This is a genomic window from Paenibacillus tianjinensis (assembly GCF_017086365.1).
GTDB classification, from domain to species: Bacteria; Bacillota; Bacilli; order Paenibacillales; family Paenibacillaceae; genus Paenibacillus_AQ; species Paenibacillus_AQ tianjinensis.
The window spans coordinates 5616925-5637918 of the sequence record NZ_CP070969.1 but is presented as its reverse complement, the minus strand read 5'-3'; the positions used below and the strand labels follow the sequence as shown (position 1 = coordinate 5637918).

The following is a 20994-nucleotide window of genomic DNA, read 5'->3' as shown; positions in this document are numbered from 1 at the left end:
TTGGTATGGAAAAAAGATGGTATGTTGTTCATACCTATTCCGGGTATGAGAATAAGGTTAAGGCCAATTTGGAAAAACGCGTTGAGTCCATGGGCATGGAAGACAAAATATTCCGTGTTCTTGTTCCTATGGAAGAAGAACTGGTAAACAAGGACGGTAAGAAAAAAACCGTCATGCGTAAAGTTTACCCTGGTTACGTTTTGGTGGAAATGGTTCAGACTGATGATTCATGGTATGTTGTCCGCAATACGCCGGGCGTTACCGGATTTGTCGGTTCGACAGGTTCCGGGTCCAAGCCTACCGCTTTGCTTCCGGAAGAGGTTGAACAAATTCTGAAGCATATGGGCATGGTTGAACCTAAAGCGAAGATTGATTTCGAAATTAAGGAATCCGTACGTATTATGGTTGGTCCCTTTGCGAATTTTGTGGGCTCCGTGGAAGAAATTTTGGCTGATAAGAGCAAGATCAAAGTGCATGTCAACATGTTTGGACGGGAAACCCCGCTGGAGTTGGATTTCACTCAAGTGGAGAAAATATAACAGTAGCAAGGGTTTCTTGTGGGAGAATGCAATAAGCATTCGAATACCACTATTTTTGCAAGGAGGTGTCACTCATGGCTAAAAAAGTTATTAAAATGGTGAAACTGCAGATTCCTGCAGGGAAAGCGAATCCAGCGCCTCCAGTAGGTCCGGCGTTAGGTCAAGCAGGTGTCAACATCATGGCATTCTGTAAGGAATTCAACGCTCGTACAGCTGACCAGGCTGGCCTGATCATCCCGGTTGAAATTACAGTGTTTGAAGACCGTTCCTTTACTTTCATCACTAAAACTCCTCCGGCTGCCGTTCTGCTTCGCATTGCTGCTAAAGTAGAAAAAGGATCCGGTGAACCAAACAAGAAAAAAGTAGCGAAACTCGGCCGCGCAGCGGTTCGTGAAATCGCCGAAACAAAAATGCCCGATCTGAACGCTGCATCTATCGAAGCTGCAATGCGTATGGTTGAAGGTACTGCCCGCAGTATGGGCATCACTATCGAAGACTAATAAGTATTCGATGAAACGGTCATTCATGACCGCAATATGTGGGAGGAATTTCCGCTAACACCACAAAGGAGGAACATTTTCATGGCAAAACATGGTAAGAAATACCAAGAATCTGCTAAGCTGATTAACAGCGAAGCAACTTACGAGCCTTCAGAAGCTGTAGAGCTTGTGAAAAAGGCGGCAACTGCCAAATTCGACGAAACCGTTGAAGCAGCAGTTCGTCTGGGTGTAGACCCGCGTAAACAAGACCAAGCTGTTCGTGGTGTTGTTGTCCTGCCTCACGGCACAGGCAAAACACAACGCGTGCTTGTATTTGCAAAAGGTGAAAAAGCGAAAGAAGCGGAAGCTGCTGGCGCGGATTTTGTAGGCGATCAGGATATGATCAACAAGATCCAACAGGGCTGGTTTGAATTCGACGTCTGCGTAGCTACACCTGATATGATGAGTGAAGTCGGTAAACTCGGCCGTCTGCTCGGTGGTAAAGGCCTTATGCCTAACCCTAAAGCCGGTACAGTTACTTTCGACGTTACCAAGGCTGTGCAAGAAATCAAAGCCGGTAAAATCGAATACCGTCTCGATAAAGCAGGTCAAATTCACGCGCCTATCGGCAAAGTGTCCTTTGCTCCTGAACAATTGAACGAAAACCTTAAAGCCCTCATTGACGCTTTGAACCGTGCGAAACCAGCTGCTGCTAAAGGTGTATACCTTAAGGGCATCGCAATTTCGTCTACTATGGGACCTAGCGCTCGTGTGAACGCAGCTGCCTTCAGATAAATAAAGGTTGACTCTGAGAGTCATCTTTGATATTCTGTAACAGTTGTGAACATTAAGGTGATCATTCTTGAACTTGAATATGCTTACCGTAGACAGTAGGTGCCGCAAGGCTTAATTTCCTACCGAGGTGTTGTGATAGAAATAAGAAGTGCTAGGCGCTTGCCTGAGTAACTTTCCTTTTATCAAGCCTTCGTGAATCTGCGGAGGCTTTTCTAATGCCTGCGTAGGAACGGCGGGGATTTTTCGGAAGAGACGCCGTCACATAAATTTCCAGGAGGTGTATACAATTGGCAAATGCAAAAGTAATCCAAGCTAAACAGGATGCGGTGGATGTTGTGACCGGCAAACTGCAGAACAGTGTTTCCACTGTTGTTGCGGACTACCGCGGATTGAACGTTGCCCAAGTGACTGAACTGCGCAAGCAGCTTCGTGAAGCTGGCGTTGATTTTCAAGTCCTGAAGAACACATTGGTTCGCCGCGCAACTGCTGCGGCTGAATTGACTGATCTGGACGCTGTCCTGACTGGTCCTACAGCAATCGCGTTCAGTGAAACTGATGCGGTAGTAGCAGCCAAAATTTTGAACGACTTCGCTAAGAAGAACGACGCTCTGAAACTTAAAGGCGGCGTTGTAGAAGGCAAAGTTATCGATGCGGACCAACTGAAAGCACTGGCTGAACTGCCATCCCGCGATGGCTTGCTCTCCATGCTGCTTAGCGTACTTCAAGCTCCAATCCGCAACTTCGCGCTTGCAGTTAAGGCTGTTGCTGAGAAGGAAGAACAAAGCGCGTAAGCCTTTGATTCTAGTGTCATAATCATTACCACAAATAAATTTAAATATAAAATGGAGGTTCAATCATGAGCAAAGAAACAATCTTGGAAGAAATTAAAGGCATGAGCGTGTTGGAACTGAACGAACTGGTTAAAGCAATCGAAGAAGAATTCGGCGTAACTGCAGCAGCTCCAGTAGCAGCTGGCGGCGCAGTAGCAGCAGTAGAAGTAGAACAATCCGAATTCGACGTAATCTTGACAAGCGCTGGCGCTTCCAAGATCAACGTTATCAAGATCGTTCGCGAAATCACAGGCCTGGGCTTGAAAGAAGCTAAAGACCTCGTAGACAACGCTCCAAAAGCAATCAAAGAAAAAGTAAGCAAAGAAGAAGCCGAAGCTACCAAAGCAAAATTGGAAGAAGCAGGCGCAGTTGTAGAAGTGAAGTAATTCGCTTCCATAAAGGAATGCCCCGGAAGGAAGAAGTTCTTTTCGGTTCTAGCAACCCCCTTGAACTTGTTCAAGGGGGTTGCTTTATAAAGAGTTGTTACTTTGATAAGAAGGGAGGGCAATGAATGTCGCAGCACTATTACTCCCAGCAGCCGGATGCGCGCCATGACAGACGGACGCTAAACACAGTACTGAGAGGTAAAAGCTTAAAGTTTATAAGTGATGCCGGTGTTTTTTCAAAAGGAGATATTGATCACGGAAGCCGTGTTCTGATTGAAGCGATGGAAATTCCGGATGGTTCTGCTGTTCTCGATGTAGGTTGCGGATATGGCCCCATTGGGATCAGCGCGGCGGTTCTTACTCCTAAAGGACATGTCACAATGATTGATATCAATGCTCGTGCGGTCCAGCTTGCCCGGGAAAATGCCCAGAATAACGGAATTCGTAATGTTACTGTTATGGAAAGTGATGTACTTGCTGCGGTGCAGGGTCAGAAGTTCGATGTGATTCTCACGAATCCTCCGATCCGTGCAGGTAAAGCCGTAGTGCATCAAATTTTTGAACAGGCGTATGAGCATCTGAATGAGGGTGGGACGCTGTGGATTGTTATTCAGAAGAAGCAAGGCGCACCTTCTGCGGTGGCTAAACTGGAAAGCTTGTTTTCGGTTGTGGAAGAAGTGGGGAAAGACAAAGGTTATCGCATTATTCGGGCACAGAAAACAGTTGATTAGTCATTGACATGTGCTCCGGATAGTGTTATTATTATAAAATGTCAGTATTAAGATAGGCTCCATGTCTTTAGTTTGCTGAAATGTCAAGTGATATATTGTCGCCGGCAAGCGCAAGCCGTTCGGCAAGTTTGTGCGAATTCCGTTGTCTATGTTACTGTCACGGCGAAGGTCGCCGGGATAATAGGTAATAGCGCATAAACTGTTGCTTGGTGACGTATAATACGTACTTTTTGGGCAAATCTACTGGATAAGGAGTATTTTGGCCATGGATAGATGCGCTCTTTTTTCGAAGATTTCGATAAGGGCTTTTCTTTATTTATGGTCGAATCCTTATGTTATGGTTCCATTATACGGGTCCAAACAAGGGTTCGCAATCAATTTTTAAGTGAGTAGACATGAGGGGTGAGTAAAGTTGGCAGGACATCTTGTTCAGTATGGTCGACGCACTCGGCGGAGCTATGCGAGAATTAACGAGGTACTCGAGGTCCCGAACCTGATCGAGATCCAACAAAAATCTTACGATTGGTTTTTGGAGGAAGGATTACGGGAAATGTTCCAGGACATCTCGCCGATCCAGGATTTCACAGGTAATTTGGTGCTTGAGTTCATTGATTACAGCCTGGGTGAACCGAAATATACGGTTGACGACGCTAAAGAGCGGGACGTGACTTATGCGGCTCCTCTGCGGGTGAAGGTACGGCTCATTAATAAGGAGACTGGTGAGGTCAAAGAGCAGGAAGTGTTCATGGGAGATTTCCCGCTGATGACGGAGACCGGCACTTTTATTATCAATGGTGCGGAACGGGTTATTGTCAGCCAGTTGGTTCGCTCTCCAAGCGTCTATTTCAGCACGAAAGTGGATAAGAACGGCAAAAAAACCTACACCGCCACAGTAATTCCGAACCGCGGAGCCTGGCTGGAGCTTGAGACGGATGCTAAGGATATCATGTATGTCCGTATCGACCGTACACGTAAAATTCCGGTTACTGTGCTTTTGCGCGCTCTTGGTTTCGGTAGTGATGCCGAGATTCTGGAACTGCTTGGTAATGATGAATATATTCGCAATACGCTGGATAAAGACAACACGGATTCTACGGAAAAGGCGCTTATCGAAATTTACGAGCGCTTGCGTCCGGGTGAACCTCCTACCCTTGACAATGCCAAGAGCCTTTTGGTTGCGCGCTTCTTTGATCCAAAGCGCTATGACCTGGCCAACGTTGGCCGTTACAAAATCAACAAAAAACTGCACATCAAGAATCGTCTGTTCAATCAGCGACTGGCTCAGCCATTGGTTGATGAATCCACAGGAGAAATCCTGGCGGAATCCGGTCAAATGGTTGACCGCCGTCTGCTTGATGAGCTGATTCCTTACTTCGAAAAGAATGTTGCTGCTAAGAACTACCGCGTAACAGGCGGAGTTATGGACAGCGAAGATATCCCGCTGCAGACGATCGACGTCTTCTCGCCGATTGAAGAAGGCCGGGTTATCAAGCTGATTGCCAACGGCAACATCGACAAGTCGGTCAAGCATATTACCCAGGCTGATATTATCTCCTCAATCAGCTACTTTATTAATTTGCTGCACGGTATCGGCAACACCGATGATATCGACCACTTGGGTAACCGCCGCCTGCGTTCGGTAGGTGAGCTGCTGCAGAACCAATTCCGTATTGGTTTGTCCCGCATGGAGCGCGTTGTGCGCGAGAGAATGTCGATTCAGGATGCCAACGCGATTACGCCGCAGGCACTGATTAACATACGTCCCGTTATCGCCTCCATCAAAGAGTTCTTCGGCAGTTCGCAGCTGTCCCAGTTTATGGACCAGACGAACCCGCTTGCTGAACTTACGCACAAACGCCGTCTATCGGCACTCGGACCCGGCGGTCTGACCCGTGAACGCGCAGGCTTTGAAGTCCGCGACGTACATCACAGTCACTATGGCCGTATGTGTCCAATTGAAACACCGGAAGGTCCGAACATCGGTTTGATCAACTCCTTGTCCACCTTTGCCCGCATCAATGAGTATGGCTTTATCGAAGCTCCGTACCGTTGGGTGGATCCAAAGACCGGTAAGGTTACTGAACAGATTGATTATCTGACCGCGGATGAAGAAGATAACTATGTAGTTGCCCAGGCGAATGTACTGATCGATGAAGATGGTTCTTTCAAGGAAGAACAGGTTATCGTTCGTTACAATAAGGACTCGGACAACATTACTACAATGCCTAGTAATCGTGTTGACTACATGGACGTTTCGCCAAAACAGGTTGTATCAGTCGCTACGGCGCTCATTCCGTTCCTTGAGAATGATGACTCCAACCGCGCACTGATGGGATCGAACATGCAGCGTCAGGCCGTTCCGCTCCTGATTCCGAAGGCTCCGCTTGTCGGCACAGGTATGGAACATAAATCCGCTAAAGATTCCGGCGTATGTATTGTTTCCAAGTATGACGGTATTATCGAACGTTCGTCGGCCAATGAAATTTGGCTGCGCCGTGTTGAAACTGTCGAAGGCAAGGAAGTTAAAGGCGATATCGTTAAATATAAATTACACAAATTTATGCGTTCGAACCAAGGTACCTGTATTAACCAACGTCCACTGGCTAAAAGAGGGGATATTGTTAAGAAAGGTGACATTCTGGCAGACGGTCCTTCCACAGAAATGGGCGAATTGGCTCTGGGTCGTAACGTAGTCGTTGCATTCATGACGTGGGAAGGTTACAACTACGAGGATGCCATCCTGCTGAGTGAGAAGCTGGTTAAGGAAGATGTATACACTTCGATTCACATCGAGGAATACGAATCCGAAGCCCGCGACACGAAGCTGGGACCTGAAGAGATCACGCGTGATATTCCGAATGTGGGCGAAGAAGCTCTGCGCAATCTTGATGAGCGCGGCATCATCCGCATTGGTGCGGAAATCAACGCCGGCGACATTCTGGTTGGTAAAGTTACTCCGAAGGGCGTAACAGAACTGACTGCTGAAGAACGCCTGCTGCATGCAATCTTTGGTGAGAAGGCTCGTGAAGTGCGTGACACCTCGCTGCGTGTTCCTCACGGTAGTGATGGTATTATCGTTGATGTTAAGGTATTCACACGTGAGAACGGCGATGAGCTGCCTCCTGGCGTGAATCAGCTGGTTCGCGTCTACATCGCTCAGAAACGTAAGATCTCTGAGGGGGATAAGATGGCCGGACGTCACGGTAACAAGGGTGTCGTTGCCCGCATCCTGCCAGAAGAAGATATGCCGTTCCTTCCGGATGGTACTCCGGTACAGGTTGTCCTGAACCCGCTGGGCGTACCATCGCGTATGAACATCGGCCAGGTGCTGGAGGTTCATATTGGTATGGCGGCACTGCAGCTCGGTATTCACGTAGCTACTCCGGTATTCGATGGAGCCCGTGAGAACGACGTGTTTGACACAATGGAAGAAGCCGGCATGCAGCGAAATGGTAAGACTGTGCTCTATGATGGCCGTACAGGCGAACGCTTCGAGCGTGAAGTTACTGTCGGTGTCATGCACATGATCAAACTGGCGCACATGGTTGACGATAAGATTCATGCCCGCTCCACAGGACCTTACTCACTCGTTACGCAGCAGCCACTCGGCGGTAAAGCCCAGTTCGGTGGACAGCGCTTCGGGGAGATGGAAGTATGGGCGCTTGAAGCTTACGGTGCTGCATATACACTGCAAGAGATTTTGACTGTGAAGTCCGATGACGTGGTCGGCCGTGTGAAAACATACGAATCCATTGTCAAAGGTGAAAATGTTCCAGAACCGGGTGTTCCGGAATCGTTCAAAGTACTCATCAAGGAACTGCAGTCGCTCGGTATGGATGTCAAAATCCTGAGCGGCGACGAGCAGGAGATCGAGATGAAGGAACTGGATGATGAAGACGAGACTTCAGGCGACAAGCTGAGCCTCAATTTGGAAGGCGCGGAAGTCGGAATCGAGTAGTTGATAAGCACACACACAAATTTTATTTAAAAAGGACCGTGCCCTCTTTTGATCTGACGATCAAGGGAGGGCCTCCGGTACTAAATCAGGATATAGGTTAAGGAGGGTTGCTCCTTGTTGGACGTTAACAATTTTGAATTTATGAAAATCGGGCTTGCTTCTCCGGAAAAAATTCGTTCTTGGTCCCGCGGAGAAGTGAAAAAACCGGAAACCATTAACTATCGTACGTTGAAACCGGAAAAAGAAGGCCTTTTCTGCGAGCGCATTTTTGGACCGCAAAAAGACTGGGAATGTCACTGTGGTAAATACAAACGCGTCCGTTATAAGGGCGTTGTCTGCGACCGCTGCGGTGTGGAAGTTACCCGCGCTAAAGTCCGCCGCGAACGTATGGGCCATATCGAGCTGGCAGCTCCGGTATCTCATATCTGGTACTTCAAGGGTATTCCTAGCCGTATGGGTCTGGCTCTGGACATGTCCCCAAGATCGCTGGAAGAGATTATCTACTTCGCATCTTATGTTGTAACTGATCCGGGTGAAACACCGCTGGAGAAGAAACAGCTGCTGTCCGAGAAAGAATACCGCAGCTACCGTGAGAAATACGGCTACGGATTCCAGGCGGGTATGGGTGCTGAGGCAGTTAAAAAGCTGCTTCAGGATATCGACATCGAAAAAGAATTGGAATTCCTCAAGGAAGAGCTGCGTACGGCTCAAGGCCAACGCCGCAACCGGGCAATCAAACGTCTGGAAGTCATTGAAGCGTTCCGCAATTCCGGCAACAAGCCTGACTGGATGATCATGGATGTGCTTCCGGTAATTCCTCCGGAACTTCGTCCAATGGTTCAACTGGATGGCGGCCGTTTTGCTACGTCTGACCTTAATGACTTGTACCGCCGCGTAATTAACCGGAACAACCGTCTGAAGAGACTGCTGGATCTGGGTGCTCCTGATATTATCGTGCAGAATGAAAAACGGATGCTTCAGGAAGCTGTCGATGCACTGATCGACAACGGGCGCCGTGGCCGTCCTGTAACAGGTCCTGGTAACCGTCCGCTTAAATCACTCAGCCACATGCTGAAGGGTAAACAAGGGCGCTTCCGTCAGAACTTGCTCGGTAAACGTGTTGACTACTCCGGACGTTCCGTTATCGTTGTGGGACCATATCTGAAGATGTACCAATGCGGACTTCCGAAGAAAATGGCTCTGGAGCTCTTCAAACCGTTCGTAATGAAAGAACTGGTTAACAAAGGCCTTGCCCATAACATCAAGAGCGCAAAACGTAAAGTTGAGCGTGTAAGTCCTGAAGTATGGGATGTACTTGAAGAAGTAATCAGAGAGCATCCGGTTCTGCTGAACCGTGCCCCTACGCTGCACAGACTCGGTATTCAAGCCTTTGAACCGATCCTGGTAGAAGGTCATGCTATCCGTCTTCACCCGCTCGTATGTACGGCTTACAACGCCGACTTTGACGGTGACCAAATGGCGGTGCACGTTCCTCTGTCAGCCGAAGCTCAAGCTGAAGCACGTCTCCTGATGCTGGCATCCGGTAACATCCTTAACCCTAAGGACGGCAAGCCGGTTGTTACTCCTTCCCAGGATATGGTCCTTGGAACGTTCTATCTGACGATGGACAACAAGGAAGAAAAGGGCACAGGCATGATTCTGCGTACCGTGAACGAAGCTGTTTCAGCTTACCAGCGCGGAACTGCGGGATTGCACGCACGTGTAGCTATTCCGGTTAAAGCCTTGGGTAAGACCAGCTTTACGGAAGCGCAGCAAGGCGCAATGCTAATCACAACTATCGGTAAAATTATCTTTAACGAAATTTATCCGAGCAGTTTCCCTTATATCAACGAAGCTACCAAAACGAACCTGCTGCAAGGTACACCTGAGAAATACTTTATCTACGAAAAAGGTGCGGATATCCGTGAGGCTATCGTGAATGCTCCGGATGCAAGCGCGGTAGGTAAGGAATATCTGGGTCTAATCATTGCACGCTGCTTCGAGACTTACCATACAACCAAGACATCCATGATCCTGGATAGAATCAAGCAGCTCGGCTTCACGTATTCCACACGGTCCGGTGTTACTGTTGCCGTATCCGACGTTATCGTGCCAGAAGAGAAGGCTACTATTCTGAAAGAGTCTGAAGCTAAGGTTGATGTGGTTGCCAACCAATATCGCCGTGGTCTGATTACCAATGACGAGCGCTATGACCGCGTTATTGAAATCTGGTCGAAGACAAAGGATGATCTTACCAATGTCCTGCTGAAATCGATGGACCGCTTTAACTCTATCATGCTCATGGTTGATTCCAAGGCGCGTGGTAACAAATCGCAGATCACCCAGCTGGGCGGTATGCGTGGACTGATGGCAACACCTTCAGGCCGGATTTTCGAGTTGCCAATCAAAGCGAACTTCCGTGAAGGTCTGACGGTCCTCGAGTACTTTATCTCCACCCACGGAGCGCGTAAAGGTCTGGCCGATACAGCGCTGCGTACTGCGGATTCCGGTTACCTTACACGTCGTCTCGTAGACGTGGCCCAAGACGTAATCGTCCGTGAAGAAGATTGCGGAACAGATAAAGGGTTTACCGTTAGCCGAATTCAGGATGGTAAAGAAGTTATCGAAGATCTGTATGACCGTATTGAAGGCCGTTACTCCTTCGAAACAGTCCGTCATCCGGAAACGAAGGAAATCATCGTTCACCGCAACGATCTGATTGACTCCGACAAGGCTGAAGAGATTGTTAACGCTGGTGTAACCAAGCTGCAAATCCGCTCTGTTCTGAGCTGCCGTGCCCGTCACGGGGTCTGCAAAAAATGCTACGGACGTAACCTGGCAACAGGTAAATTCGTGGAAATCGGTGAAGCTGTCGGCATTATCGCCGCCCAATCCATCGGTGAACCGGGAACCCAGCTTACCATGCGTACATTCCATACCGGTGGTGTTGCCGGTGATGACATCACGCAAGGTTTGCCGCGTATCCAAGAGTTGTTTGAAGCCCGTAACCCTAAAGGTCAGGCGACAATCAGTGAAATTGACGGGGTAATCAAGGAGATCCGCGAAACCAAAGACCGCCGCGAAATCGAGGTTCAAGGTGAAGCTGAGTCCAAGACCTACTCCATCACTTATGGTTCGCGTCTGCGTGTCAGTGAAGGCCAGGAGATTGAAGCTGGGGATGAACTGACAGACGGCTCGATCGACCCTAAAGAAATGCTGCGTATCAAAGGGATCCGTGGGGTACAGAACTACATTCTGCAAGAAGTGCAGCGTGTATACCGTAACCAGGGCGTAGAAATCAATGATAAGCACATTGAAGTTATGATCAAGCAGATGCTGCGCAAAATCCGTATTATCGACGCCGGGGATACCAATCTCCTGCCAGGAGCTTTTGCGGACATTCATGAATATGAAGCAGCCAACAAAGAAGCAATTCTTTCTGGTAATGAACCTGCGGTGGCCAAACCGGTATTGCTGGGTATCACCAAGGCATCCCTGGAGACAGACTCCTTCCTGTCTGCGGCATCCTTCCAAGAAACTACACGTGTCTTGACCGATGCAGCAATCAAGGGTAAAGTCGATAAGCTCCTGGGACTGAAAGAAAATGTTATCATCGGTAAACTGATCCCTGCAGGTACGGGGATGAACCGCTACCGTAATGTAAAGCTGAGCGATCCGAATGAACAGAGCGAGCAAGAAGCTCTAGAGACGGTTCCAGCTGAATAATTAAATAATCATAGCAGGCAGATTCCGCATCACGGCTCTTAATCGCCCGTGATGCGGCTGAATGCTGTGAATATTAATAATTTCTTTTGCCGATTATCTTGACATCAATTGCTGATAATGCTAATATGTCTAAGGTGCGTGAGTGGCCTTGTCATTCTTGTTCATTGGAGGTAATGATTTATTATGACTGATGATAGAGGACTGCAGGATGCTCAGGTCAAGATCGGTACCAAACAAACCGTTAAGGCGGTAGAGTTGGGCCAAGCCGCAGAAGTCTATGTGGCAGAGGACGGAGATCAACGGCTTACTTCCAGAATTGTTTTGCTTTGTGACAAACAAGGCGTGAAGGTCACTTATGTGGACACGATGCTGAATTTGGGCAAAGCTTGCGGTATAGAAGTTGGTGCTGCTATGGCAGCCGTCTTAAAACAATAGCGTGAGAAACGTTTTTGTACCGGGGGTACACTTCGGCAGCAAAGACTTTTCATTTGTCTTTTTATGAACCACCTGGGTCTGTGGACTTAATGTTCGTAAATGGATTATCATTTCAGGAAGGGGGTGGCACAACAATGCCAACTATTAATCAACTGGTTCGTAAAGGCCGTCAAGCCAAAATCGAGAAATCCAAGTCTCCTGCTCTTCAAAAAGGGTTCAACGCCCTGAAGCGTGAGGCAACAAATTTGAGCGCCCCGCAAAAACGCGGTGTGTGCACTCGTGTAGGCACAATGACTCCACGTAAACCAAACTCAGCGCTTCGTAAGTATGCCCGTGTTCGTTTGACGAACCGTCTTGAGGTGACTGCTTACATTCCGGGTATCGGACACAACCTTCAAGAGCACAGTGTAGTATTGCTGCGCGGAGGTAAAGTTAAGGACCTTGCAGGAGTTCGTTACCACATCGTGCGTGGCGCTCTAGATACTGCAGGCGTAGCTAACCGGATGCAAGCTCGTTCCAAGTATGGTGCGAAACGTCCTAAGGCTAAGAAATAAGATTACAATACCTGAATAATAAACATTTAAGAAAGGGGGATATCCATGCCACGCAAAGGTCCAGTTACTAAGAGAGATGTATTACCAGATCCATTGTATAATAGCAAGTTGGTTACCCGTTTGATCAACCGTATTATGCTGGGTGGTAAAAGAGGTGTCGCTCAAAGCATTCTGTACAATTCGTTTAAATTGATCCAAGAACGTACTGGCAAAGATCCGATGGAAGTTTTCGAAGCTGCCATCAAGAATATCATGCCGGTATTGGAAGTTAAGGCTCGTCGTGTCGGCGGTGCTAACTACCAAGTGCCTATCGAGGTTAAACCTGAGAGACGTACTGCTCTGGGATTACGTTGGCTCGTGAACTACTCACGTAACCGCGGCGAGAAGACTATGGAAGAACGTTTGGCGGCTGAAATCATCGACGCTTCCAACAACACAGGCGCTTCTGTTAAGAAACGTGAAGACACGCACAAAATGGCTGAAGCGAACAAAGCGTTTGCTCACTACCGCTGGTAGGATTTTAAGCCGTTCAAATAACTTATATTTTGAAGGGAGACCCATTTCATGGCAAGAGAGTTCTCCTTAAAAAATACACGCAACATCGGGATCATGGCACATATTGATGCTGGTAAGACGACTACCACTGAGCGGATTCTATTCTACACAGGCCGTACGCACAAAATCGGTGAAGTTCACGAGGGTGCAGCTACAATGGACTGGATGGAACAAGAACAAGAGCGTGGAATTACCATTACTTCCGCCGCTACAACCGCTGCTTGGAAGGGTCACCGCATCAATATCATTGATACCCCAGGACACGTTGACTTCACTGTTGAAGTTGAACGTTCCCTGCGTGTATTGGATGGAGCAGTTGGTGTTTTCAGTGCGAAAGAAGGCGTTGAGCCTCAGTCTGAAACTGTATGGAGACAGGCTGACCGGTATGGCGTTCCCCGCATCGCATATGTAAACAAAATGGATATCATCGGCGCGGACTTCCTTAACGTTGTAGAAAGCATGCGTGATCGCTTGCAAGCCAATGCAGTTGCAATTCAACTGCCAATTGGCGCCGAAAACGACTTCGTGGGTATTATTGACCTGGTTGAGCAAAAAGCTCACATCTTTAAAGATGATCTGGGCCAAAACATTGAAGTAACGGACATTCCGGCTGAATATCTGGAACAAGTTGAGACTCTGCGTCTTGAGCTGATCGAGAAAGTTGCAGAACTTGACGAAGACCTGACTATGAAGTATCTGGAAGGTGAAGAGATTACAGTTGATGAGATCAAAGCTGCTCTGCGCAAAGGCGTTGTAGAAGTTAAAATCTTCCCTGTAATCGTTGGATCCTCCTACCGCAACAAGGGTGTTCAGCTGATGATGGACGCTGTCGTTGATTACTTGCCATCCCCATTGGATGTACCGGCTATTCAAGGTCATCTGGATGACGGAACTGAAGCGGTTCGTCACTCTTCGGACGAAGAACCATTCTCAGCACTGGCATTTAAAATCATGACTGACCCTTATGTTGGTAAACTTACGTTCTTCCGCGTGTATTCCGGTATTCTGGAATCCGGTTCTTATGTAGTTAACGCTACTAAGAACAAACGTGAGCGTATCGGCCGTATTCTGCAGATGCACGCTAACAGCCGTCAAGAAATCTCCATCGTTTACGCTGGTGATATCGCAGCAGCTGTTGGTTTGAAAGATACAAGTACAGGCGATACACTTTGCGATGAGAAACATCCAGTAATCCTGGAGTCGATGAACTTCCCTGATCCGGTTATCGAAATCGCAGTTGAACCAAAAACCAAAGCCGACCAAGATAAATTGGGCGTTGCTCTCGGTAAGCTGACTGAAGAAGATCCTACTCTTCGTGCGCATACTGATGAAGAAACTGGCCAAACCATTCTTGCAGGTATGGGTGAGCTTCACCTTGATATTATCATCGACCGTATGCGCCGCGAATTCAAAGTAGAAACCAATGTGGGTAAACCACAGGTTGCTTACCGCGAAACATTCAAAGCACCAGCACGTGTTGAAGGTAAATTCGTTCGCCAGTCCGGCGGTCGCGGTCAGTACGGTCACGTATGGGTTGAATTCGAACCTCTCGAGCCAGGTACTGGCAGCCAATTCGAAAGTAAAGTTGTCGGTGGTTCTGTACCTAGAGAATACATCGCTCCTGCACTTGCCGGTATTGAAGAGCAAATGAAAAACGGCGTCATTGCAGGCTTCCCGCTTGTAGACGTTAAGGCAACCATTGTTGATGGTTCTTATCATGATGTTGACTCCAACGAAATGGCGTTCAAAATTGCCGGCTCGATGGCACTCAAAGCAGCTAAAGACAAGTGTAAGCCTGTCCTGCTTGAGCCAATCATGAAGGTGGAAGTAACTGTTCCTGAGGAATATATGGGCGATGTTATGGGTATGCTGAACTCCCGTCGCGGTAGAATCGAAGGTATGGATTCCCGTGGTGGTGCGCAAATTATCCGTGCTAAGGTGCCTCTTTCCGAAATGTTCGGATACTCCACAACTCTCCGTTCCGGTACTCAAGGACGCGGTGTATTCTCAATGGAGCTTTCTCACTATGAAGAAGTTCCTAAATCCATTGCAGAAGAAATCGTTTCTAAGAATAAAGGCGTAGAATAGTCACCGTTTTTAACTCGCCGTTCGGATATTATCACTCAGTCATCTAAGAATTGCATGTAGACGGGCGGCTCAAATATAAGGAACCCCACAATAAGGAGGAACTGTTCAAATGGCAAAGGCAAAGTTTGAACGTAACAAACCACACGTTAACATCGGTACTATCGGTCACGTCGACCATGGTAAAACGACTCTGACTGCTGCAATCACAACTGTATTGTCCAAAAAATACGGTGGTGCCGCTGTAGCTTTCGACCAAATCGACAAAGCTCCTGAAGAACGCGAACGTGGTATCACTATTTCCACAGCTCACGTTGAATATGAAACTCCTAACCGTCACTACGCTCACGTAGACTGCCCTGGACACGCCGACTATGTTAAAAACATGATCACTGGCGCAGCGCAAATGGACGGAGCTATCCTGGTTGTATCCGCAGCTGACGGCCCTATGCCACAGACTCGCGAACACATCCTGCTGTCCCGTCAAGTAGGTGTTCCTTACATCGTCGTATTCCTGAACAAATGCGATATGGTTGAAGACGAAGAGTTGCTTGAACTGGTTGAAATGGAAGTTCGCGACCTGCTGAGCGAATACGACTTCCCAGGCGATGATACTCCAATCATCCGTGGATCTGCTCGTGAAGCTCTGCAAAACCCTGATGGCGACTATGCACAGAAGATCGTTGAAATGTTCGAAACGATCGACACGTACATCCCGCTTCCAGAACGTCAAACTGACAAACCATTCTTGATGCCTGTCGAAGATGTATTCTCCATCACTGGCCGCGGTACTGTGGCAACTGGTCGCGTAGAACGCGGAACAGTTAAAGTCGGAGAAGAAATCGAAATCGTTGGTATTCACGAAGAAAAGAAAAAATCCGTTGTTACAGGCGTTGAAATGTTCCGTAAATTGCTCGATTCCGCTCAAGCGGGCGACAACATCGGCGCATTGCTGCGTGGTGTAGACCGTAACATGATCGAGCGTGGCCAAGTATTGGCTAAGCCGAACTCCGTTAACCCACACACTGAGTTCACTGCTCAGATCTACGTTCTGACTAAAGAAGAAGGCGGACGTCACAAACCATTCTTCACTGGTTACCGTCCACAGTTCTACTTCCGTACAACTGACGTAACAGGTATCATCAACCTGCCAGAAGGTACTGAAATGGTTATGCCTGGTGATAACATCACTGTAACCGTACAACTGATCTCCCCAATCGCGATTGAAGAAGGTACTAAATTCTCCATTCGTGAAGGCGGACGTACAGTTGGTGCAGGTTCCGTAGCTTCTATCCAAAAATAATTCGGTTCTATCCATTAGGATAGCATCGGATCATAAAGCAGGGGTTCTTCTTCGGAAGAGCTCCTGTTTTTTTGTATATAAAAACTCTATCCATAGAGAATATCCTCCGTGGATAGAGTTTTAAGAGATAGATCTTATTAGATTTCTTTAGCATAGGCTGGGCTGGGAAGCTTGGATATTACAACATGAAGACTCGCAGGGGAAGTGCTGGTGTTATGATAGGCGAAGGAATCATCCTCAGCAACATAGATAACTTCCTCTTCACTGAATTCCTGCGCTACATCATTTACTGTGATGGTGCCGCTCCCTTTTAGAGCATAGATATAGACATCTGCACCGGGATGCTTATGCACGGGCAACTGCTGGCCAGGCATAAAATTGAGGACAAAGACAACGCTATCCCCCTTTTGAAACAGTATTTTCTTGGTGAACCGATCTTCTTGATACTGTATGGCTTCTGTTATTATTTTCTTTTCCAAATCTATATACCTTCTTTCCATAAATATTCCCATAGGGGGATTAGAGTTTTACTTCATATTCGCAATGTTCATGCCCGGTAGCATTACATTTTACTTCTTTAACACTAACTCTGTGACCCATGATTTTAGTTAGTGCTCCCTCCAGAATTGCACCTTCTAAATCGCAGATCATTTTCTCTTCCTCTAGTGTAGGCAATCCTTTGCAAAAACAGTCATCGACAGCAATATGGATCCTGGACTCCTCTGAAAAAATAATACGCGGGATTCCAATCTTCAGTTCTTCAAATAGCTGCAGCAATTCATCCACACTGTTCACCGGCAGACTTTCGCCTATTTTTCGGCCTACAGTCAATGTAGTTCCTTTACCGCCCATAGGCAAGCCCTGGTTTAATCCAATGAGTCGTATGGTACGGAATAACTCAAGTGGAACCATATTACCTAGTATGGCTCTGTCCATCTTTTGCATGTCTTCAAATGTATATTGCAGTATAGGCACATCCTCTCCTGTAAATTCTCTATAAGAGTATTTTGAAGGAAAACGAACGAAGAATCCTTGATACAGATCAAGTTTTTAAAATATTGTGAGTGTTGTCACTAGGCGGCTTCCAGATCCTTGATATGTTGTCATCAGGTGAATAGGAAGGAAAGTGGCAACATGAATAAGAGTTGTAGCGCATGCCATAACAATCCGTGTATACGGCAGGTACCTGTATTTCAGAGCTTGTCTGATCATGATCTGCATATAGTTGAGTCTATTATAGAATCTAATTATTATACAAAGGGGAATCTGGTATTTAGAGAGGGAGAGCAGTCTGAATCACTGTTTATAGTAAATAACGGCCTGATTAAACTGACTCAGAATAATAAGGAAGGGAAGCAGCATGTTCTTCGCTTTCTTTTCCCGGGGGATTACTTTGGGCAATTTGCCTTGCTACATAATAAGAGGCATTATGCAACTGCAGAGGTGGTGGAGGGCGGACTTGTGTGCCGGATGCATCGTAAAGATTTTCTACCCTTAATCGAAAAAAATACGGCTCTTGCCTTCAGCTTCCTGATGTCTATGAGCGAACAGTTACAACAGGCCGATGAACTTGCGGGGTCACTGCATATTTTGGAGGCGGAGAAGAGATTAGCAAGACTCCTGCTTCATCTATCTTCCAAAAACAAGCAGGAGTATGGTACCGAACCGGTATGGTCCCAGATTCATCTGCCAGCAGCCAAAAAAGACTTTGCAGCGATGATAGGAACAACACCTGAAACACTCAGCAGAAAGCTGAATAAGCTTGAAACGATGAAGATTATAGAAGTCAGTAAAAGGACCGTTGTTATCTTAGATGTCAAGGCACTCTATCAAATTGCAGAATATTGAATGGAAAATCGTATATATCTTTTATTTATTCGACATTTTACGACACTAAACATCATTAAAATCTATATATTCTACAAAATTCAACAAGAAACTACATAAAATTCTTTACATTTTACGTTCTCCTAAGTTAGAATGATTCTATATTATCATTGTTAATATTTAGGAGTTTAGGGAGAGTGGAAATGTGCGGAAATGTCCTTTTTCTTTTATGCATGGTATTCAGTCACGTAACATTAATGAGGCGACTCCCGACAAGCACTCCAAGGACAGCGAGAATCATGCACCTGCTATCACGGCAACCGTTCATTCGCTCCAAGGGCATGAAGAGTTGAACGAACAAATGCGGATGATTGACTTGACTGAAGAGGATCTGGATCTTTTACGGATGATGAAACCTATTGTCGAACGTGAGATTAACTACATCACTGATCAATTCTACAATACAGTCCTTGGTGTAAATAAGCTGGAGAGCATCATTCTAGAGCACAGCAGCATTGAACGCCTCAAGGGAACTTTGAAGCAACATATTATTGAAATCTTTGACGGCAAAGTGGATGAGCAGTACATAGCCAAACGCTTGACGATAGCTAAAATTCACAAAAAAGTCGGTCTAGAACCCAAATGGTACTTATCAGCTTTTCAGAATCTACAGAATGTATTTATTACGGTAATGTACAATGAAACGTATAAAGACAATGAGCGGTTAAAGGTAGTGCAGACTGTAACCAAACTTCTAAATCTTGAACAGCAACTGGTGCTCGAAGCCTATGAGAAGGAGAACATCCGGGAGAAGGAAGAACAATACCTGGTTGTTAAAAATGAACTGAAACAGAAAATCGCTGAGTTCAGCGGAGAGCTAATAGATCTGAGCATGGATACTAACGCGGCTGTAGAGCAGCTGGTGGCGAGCAGCAATGAAGTGAACAATTCATTCCGTCGCACTGCATCCACCGCTCTTGGGTCGCAGGAGATGGCTAAGGACGGACAGGGACATCTTGGCAGCCTCAGCGGTCAGATTAATCTTATCTATGAGAGTACGAATGAAATGGAACGGTCGGTAAAAGAGTTAAGCAGCTCTTCTTTGCAAATCCAGAAGATTGTGGCTGCTGTACAGGATATAGCGGATCAGACCAAAATCCTTTCTTTAAATGCTACAATAGAAGCCGCCCGTGCAGGTGAATTTGGCAGAGGCTTCAGTGTCGTTGCCAGTGAGGTCAGCCGGCTTGCAGAAGACACCAAGAGCACTGTAGTACGTATCGGAGACTTAACTCAAAAATCGGCTGCGCTGACAAGTCAGGTAGTCAAGGAAATCCGTAAAGTGCAGGAACTGACGAAAAGCGGAAAAGAGCAGTCCGTAGAGACGAGCAGACTGTTCAGCGATATCGTGGATTCGATGCAGACTAGTACACAGGAAATAGTAACTGTTGAGGAAGAGATCAGAGTATTAATTCATACTATTGAAGGAATTGGTGCTACAACGGCACAAACTGCAGCTTCGGCTGAGTTTTTCAAGTCTGCAACGGATAATCTTTAAGCGGAAAATGGATAATTGTAAGAGAAGAGAACAACGTATAAAAAAAATATGCGTTGTTTTTCATTTTTGCTTGCAAAGTATCTGCCTATTATATATAATAATAAATGTTGTTCTGAGACGTTGCGATGATGTGAGAGGTTACTGACACACCCGGCCCCTTTGCCATGAGGTCGACGTCAGAAAATTTTCACGGAGTATGTCCGATAATAAATTGGGCGATAGAAGGAGGGACTAAAATGGCAAAGCAAAAAATTCGTATTCGCTTGAAAGCATACGACCACAGAATTCTTGATCAATCCGCAGAGAAAATCGTTGAAACAGCAAAACGTTCGGGTGCTGGTGTATCCGGGCCGATCCCGCTGCCAACTGAGAAGCAAATCATTACTATTCTCCGTGCGGTACACAAGTACAAGGATTCCCGTGAACAGTTTGAACAACGGACTCACAAACGTTTGATCGATATTGTGAATCCTACACCACAAACTGTGGATGCCTTGATGCGCTTGGATCTACCGTCCGGTGTAGATATCGAAATCAAATTGTAATTCTACCATTAAGCAACTAGGAAAAGAAAAGAGGTGTCAACATTGAAAGGTATCTTAGGAAAAAAACTCGGTATGACTCAAGTGTTTACTCCAGAAGGTAACGTGATCGCTGTATCGGTTATCGAAGCTGGCCCTTGTGTAGTACTGCAAAAGAAAGACCTGAATATCGACGGATATGAAGCAGTGCAGTTGGGCTTTTCTGATAAGAAAGAAAGTCGCTCCAACAAGCCTGAACAAGGTCACGCCAAAAAGGCAAATGCAACACCTAAGCGCTACGTTCGTGAAATTCGCGGTGTTGACCTCGGGGCACTCGAGGTTGGACAAGAGCTGAAGGCTGATATCTTCGCTGAAGGCGAATTTGTTGACGTAACTGGCACTAGCAAAGGTAAAGGTTTCCAAGGTAACATCAAACGTTGGGGACAAAGCCGCGGACCAATGGCTCACGGATCGCGTTATCACAGAAGACCGGGTTCCATGGGTTCCATTCAAGCTAACCGCGTTCCTAAGGGCAAACGCCTTCCAGGACACATGGGTCACACGACCGTAACGGTTCAGAAGCTTGAAATCATCAAAGTTGATGTTGAACGTAACGTATTGCTGGTTAAAGGCGCTATCCCAGGTCCTAAGAACAGCTTCGTGAAAGTTAAAGAAACCGTTAAGAAATAATTACCTAAGAAAGGAGGAACATGAA

Annotated in this window: 19 protein-coding genes and 1 other annotated feature; of the genes, 17 read left to right on the top strand and 2 right to left on the bottom strand. The window is 46.8% G+C overall.

What is annotated here, in order from left to right; all coding sequences use genetic code 11:
* Positions 1–5 precede the first annotated feature (5 nt).
* From nusG to tuf, 13 genes are all read left to right on the top strand, one after another.
* On the top strand, positions 6–539 hold the full coding sequence (nusG, locus tag JRJ22_RS26305) for a transcription termination/antitermination protein NusG (protein WP_020427084.1): 534 nt from the start codon (positions 6–8) through the stop codon (positions 537–539).
* Between the two features lie 74 nt (positions 540–613).
* Positions 614–1039, top strand: coding sequence for a 50S ribosomal protein L11 (gene rplK / locus JRJ22_RS26300; RefSeq protein ID WP_020427083.1), 426 nt, complete (start codon positions 614–616; stop codon positions 1037–1039).
* Between the two features lie 81 nt (positions 1040–1120).
* Positions 1121–1813, top strand: coding sequence for a 50S ribosomal protein L1 (gene rplA / locus JRJ22_RS26295; RefSeq protein ID WP_054943960.1), 693 nt, complete (start codon positions 1121–1123; stop codon positions 1811–1813).
* 68 nt (positions 1814–1881) lie between these two features.
* Positions 1882–2036 (top strand) — a sequence feature (ribosomal protein L10 leader region).
* A 64-nt stretch (positions 2037–2100) separates the two neighbouring features.
* Positions 2101–2604 (top strand): 50S ribosomal protein L10, encoded by a 504-nt coding sequence (rplJ, locus tag JRJ22_RS26290; RefSeq protein ID WP_206102169.1) that lies wholly within the window; start codon positions 2101–2103, stop codon positions 2602–2604.
* A 65-nt stretch (positions 2605–2669) separates the two neighbouring features.
* The gene (rplL, locus tag JRJ22_RS26285) at positions 2670–3029 is read left to right on the top strand and encodes a 50S ribosomal protein L7/L12 (protein ID WP_206102168.1); all 360 of its coding nucleotides are present in this window, start codon (positions 2670–2672) and stop codon (positions 3027–3029) included.
* A 125-nt stretch (positions 3030–3154) separates the two neighbouring features.
* Entirely contained in the window at positions 3155–3760 is a 606-nt protein-coding gene (locus JRJ22_RS26280; RefSeq protein ID WP_206102167.1) for a class I SAM-dependent methyltransferase, read from the top strand.
* Positions 3761–4172: 412 nt separating this feature from the next.
* On the top strand, positions 4173–7718 hold the full coding sequence (rpoB, locus tag JRJ22_RS26275; protein WP_206102166.1) for a DNA-directed RNA polymerase subunit beta: 3546 nt from the start codon (positions 4173–4175) through the stop codon (positions 7716–7718).
* A gap of 114 nt (positions 7719–7832) precedes the next feature.
* The gene (gene rpoC, locus JRJ22_RS26270) at positions 7833–11444 is read left to right on the top strand and encodes a DNA-directed RNA polymerase subunit beta' (RefSeq protein ID WP_206102165.1); all 3612 of its coding nucleotides are present in this window, start codon (positions 7833–7835) and stop codon (positions 11442–11444) included.
* Positions 11445–11627: 183 nt separating this feature from the next.
* Complete coding sequence (locus tag JRJ22_RS26265; protein ID WP_206102164.1) at positions 11628–11879, top strand: ribosomal L7Ae/L30e/S12e/Gadd45 family protein; 252 nt, start codon at positions 11628–11630, stop codon at positions 11877–11879.
* A 134-nt stretch (positions 11880–12013) separates the two neighbouring features.
* Positions 12014–12433: a 30S ribosomal protein S12 gene (gene rpsL / locus JRJ22_RS26260; protein ID WP_020427075.1), complete on the top strand. Its 420-nt coding sequence runs from the start codon at positions 12014–12016 to the stop codon at positions 12431–12433.
* 45 nt (positions 12434–12478) lie between these two features.
* Positions 12479–12949: a 30S ribosomal protein S7 gene (rpsG, locus tag JRJ22_RS26255; protein ID WP_036652908.1), complete on the top strand. Its 471-nt coding sequence runs from the start codon at positions 12479–12481 to the stop codon at positions 12947–12949.
* A gap of 48 nt (positions 12950–12997) precedes the next feature.
* Complete coding sequence (gene fusA, locus JRJ22_RS26250; RefSeq protein ID WP_206102163.1) at positions 12998–15076, top strand: elongation factor G; 2079 nt, start codon at positions 12998–13000, stop codon at positions 15074–15076.
* Between the two features lie 109 nt (positions 15077–15185).
* Complete coding sequence (gene tuf / locus JRJ22_RS26245; protein WP_019908221.1) at positions 15186–16376, top strand: elongation factor Tu; 1191 nt, start codon at positions 15186–15188, stop codon at positions 16374–16376.
* Between the two features lie 137 nt (positions 16377–16513).
* Here the strand turns inward: tuf and JRJ22_RS26240 are convergent, their stop codons facing one another.
* Positions 16514–16855 carry a cupin domain-containing protein gene (locus JRJ22_RS26240; protein WP_232380959.1) on the bottom strand — a complete coding sequence of 114 codons (342 nt, stop codon included), beginning with the start codon at positions 16853–16855 and terminating at the stop codon, positions 16514–16516.
* A 40-nt stretch (positions 16856–16895) separates the two neighbouring features.
* Positions 16896–17312 (bottom strand): 4-vinyl reductase, encoded by a 417-nt coding sequence (locus JRJ22_RS26235; protein ID WP_232380958.1) that lies wholly within the window; start codon positions 17310–17312, stop codon positions 16896–16898.
* 264 nt (positions 17313–17576) lie between these two features.
* On the opposite strand from JRJ22_RS26235, the gene JRJ22_RS26230 reads away from it, so the two are divergent.
* The 4 genes from JRJ22_RS26230 (at position 17577) to rplC (ending at position 20969) form a co-directional block, all read left to right on the top strand.
* Entirely contained in the window at positions 17577–18224 is a 648-nt protein-coding gene (locus JRJ22_RS26230; protein ID WP_206102162.1) for a Crp/Fnr family transcriptional regulator, read from the top strand.
* A 208-nt stretch (positions 18225–18432) separates the two neighbouring features.
* Entirely contained in the window at positions 18433–19758 is a 1326-nt protein-coding gene (locus JRJ22_RS26225; protein ID WP_206102161.1) for a globin-coupled sensor protein, read from the top strand.
* A gap of 236 nt (positions 19759–19994) precedes the next feature.
* Positions 19995–20303 (top strand): 30S ribosomal protein S10, encoded by a 309-nt coding sequence (rpsJ, locus tag JRJ22_RS26220; RefSeq protein WP_017692074.1) that lies wholly within the window; start codon positions 19995–19997, stop codon positions 20301–20303.
* 42 nt (positions 20304–20345) lie between these two features.
* The gene (gene rplC / locus JRJ22_RS26215) at positions 20346–20969 is read left to right on the top strand and encodes a 50S ribosomal protein L3 (protein ID WP_074113289.1); all 624 of its coding nucleotides are present in this window, start codon (positions 20346–20348) and stop codon (positions 20967–20969) included.
* The last annotated feature ends 25 nt before the right edge of the window (positions 20970–20994 follow it).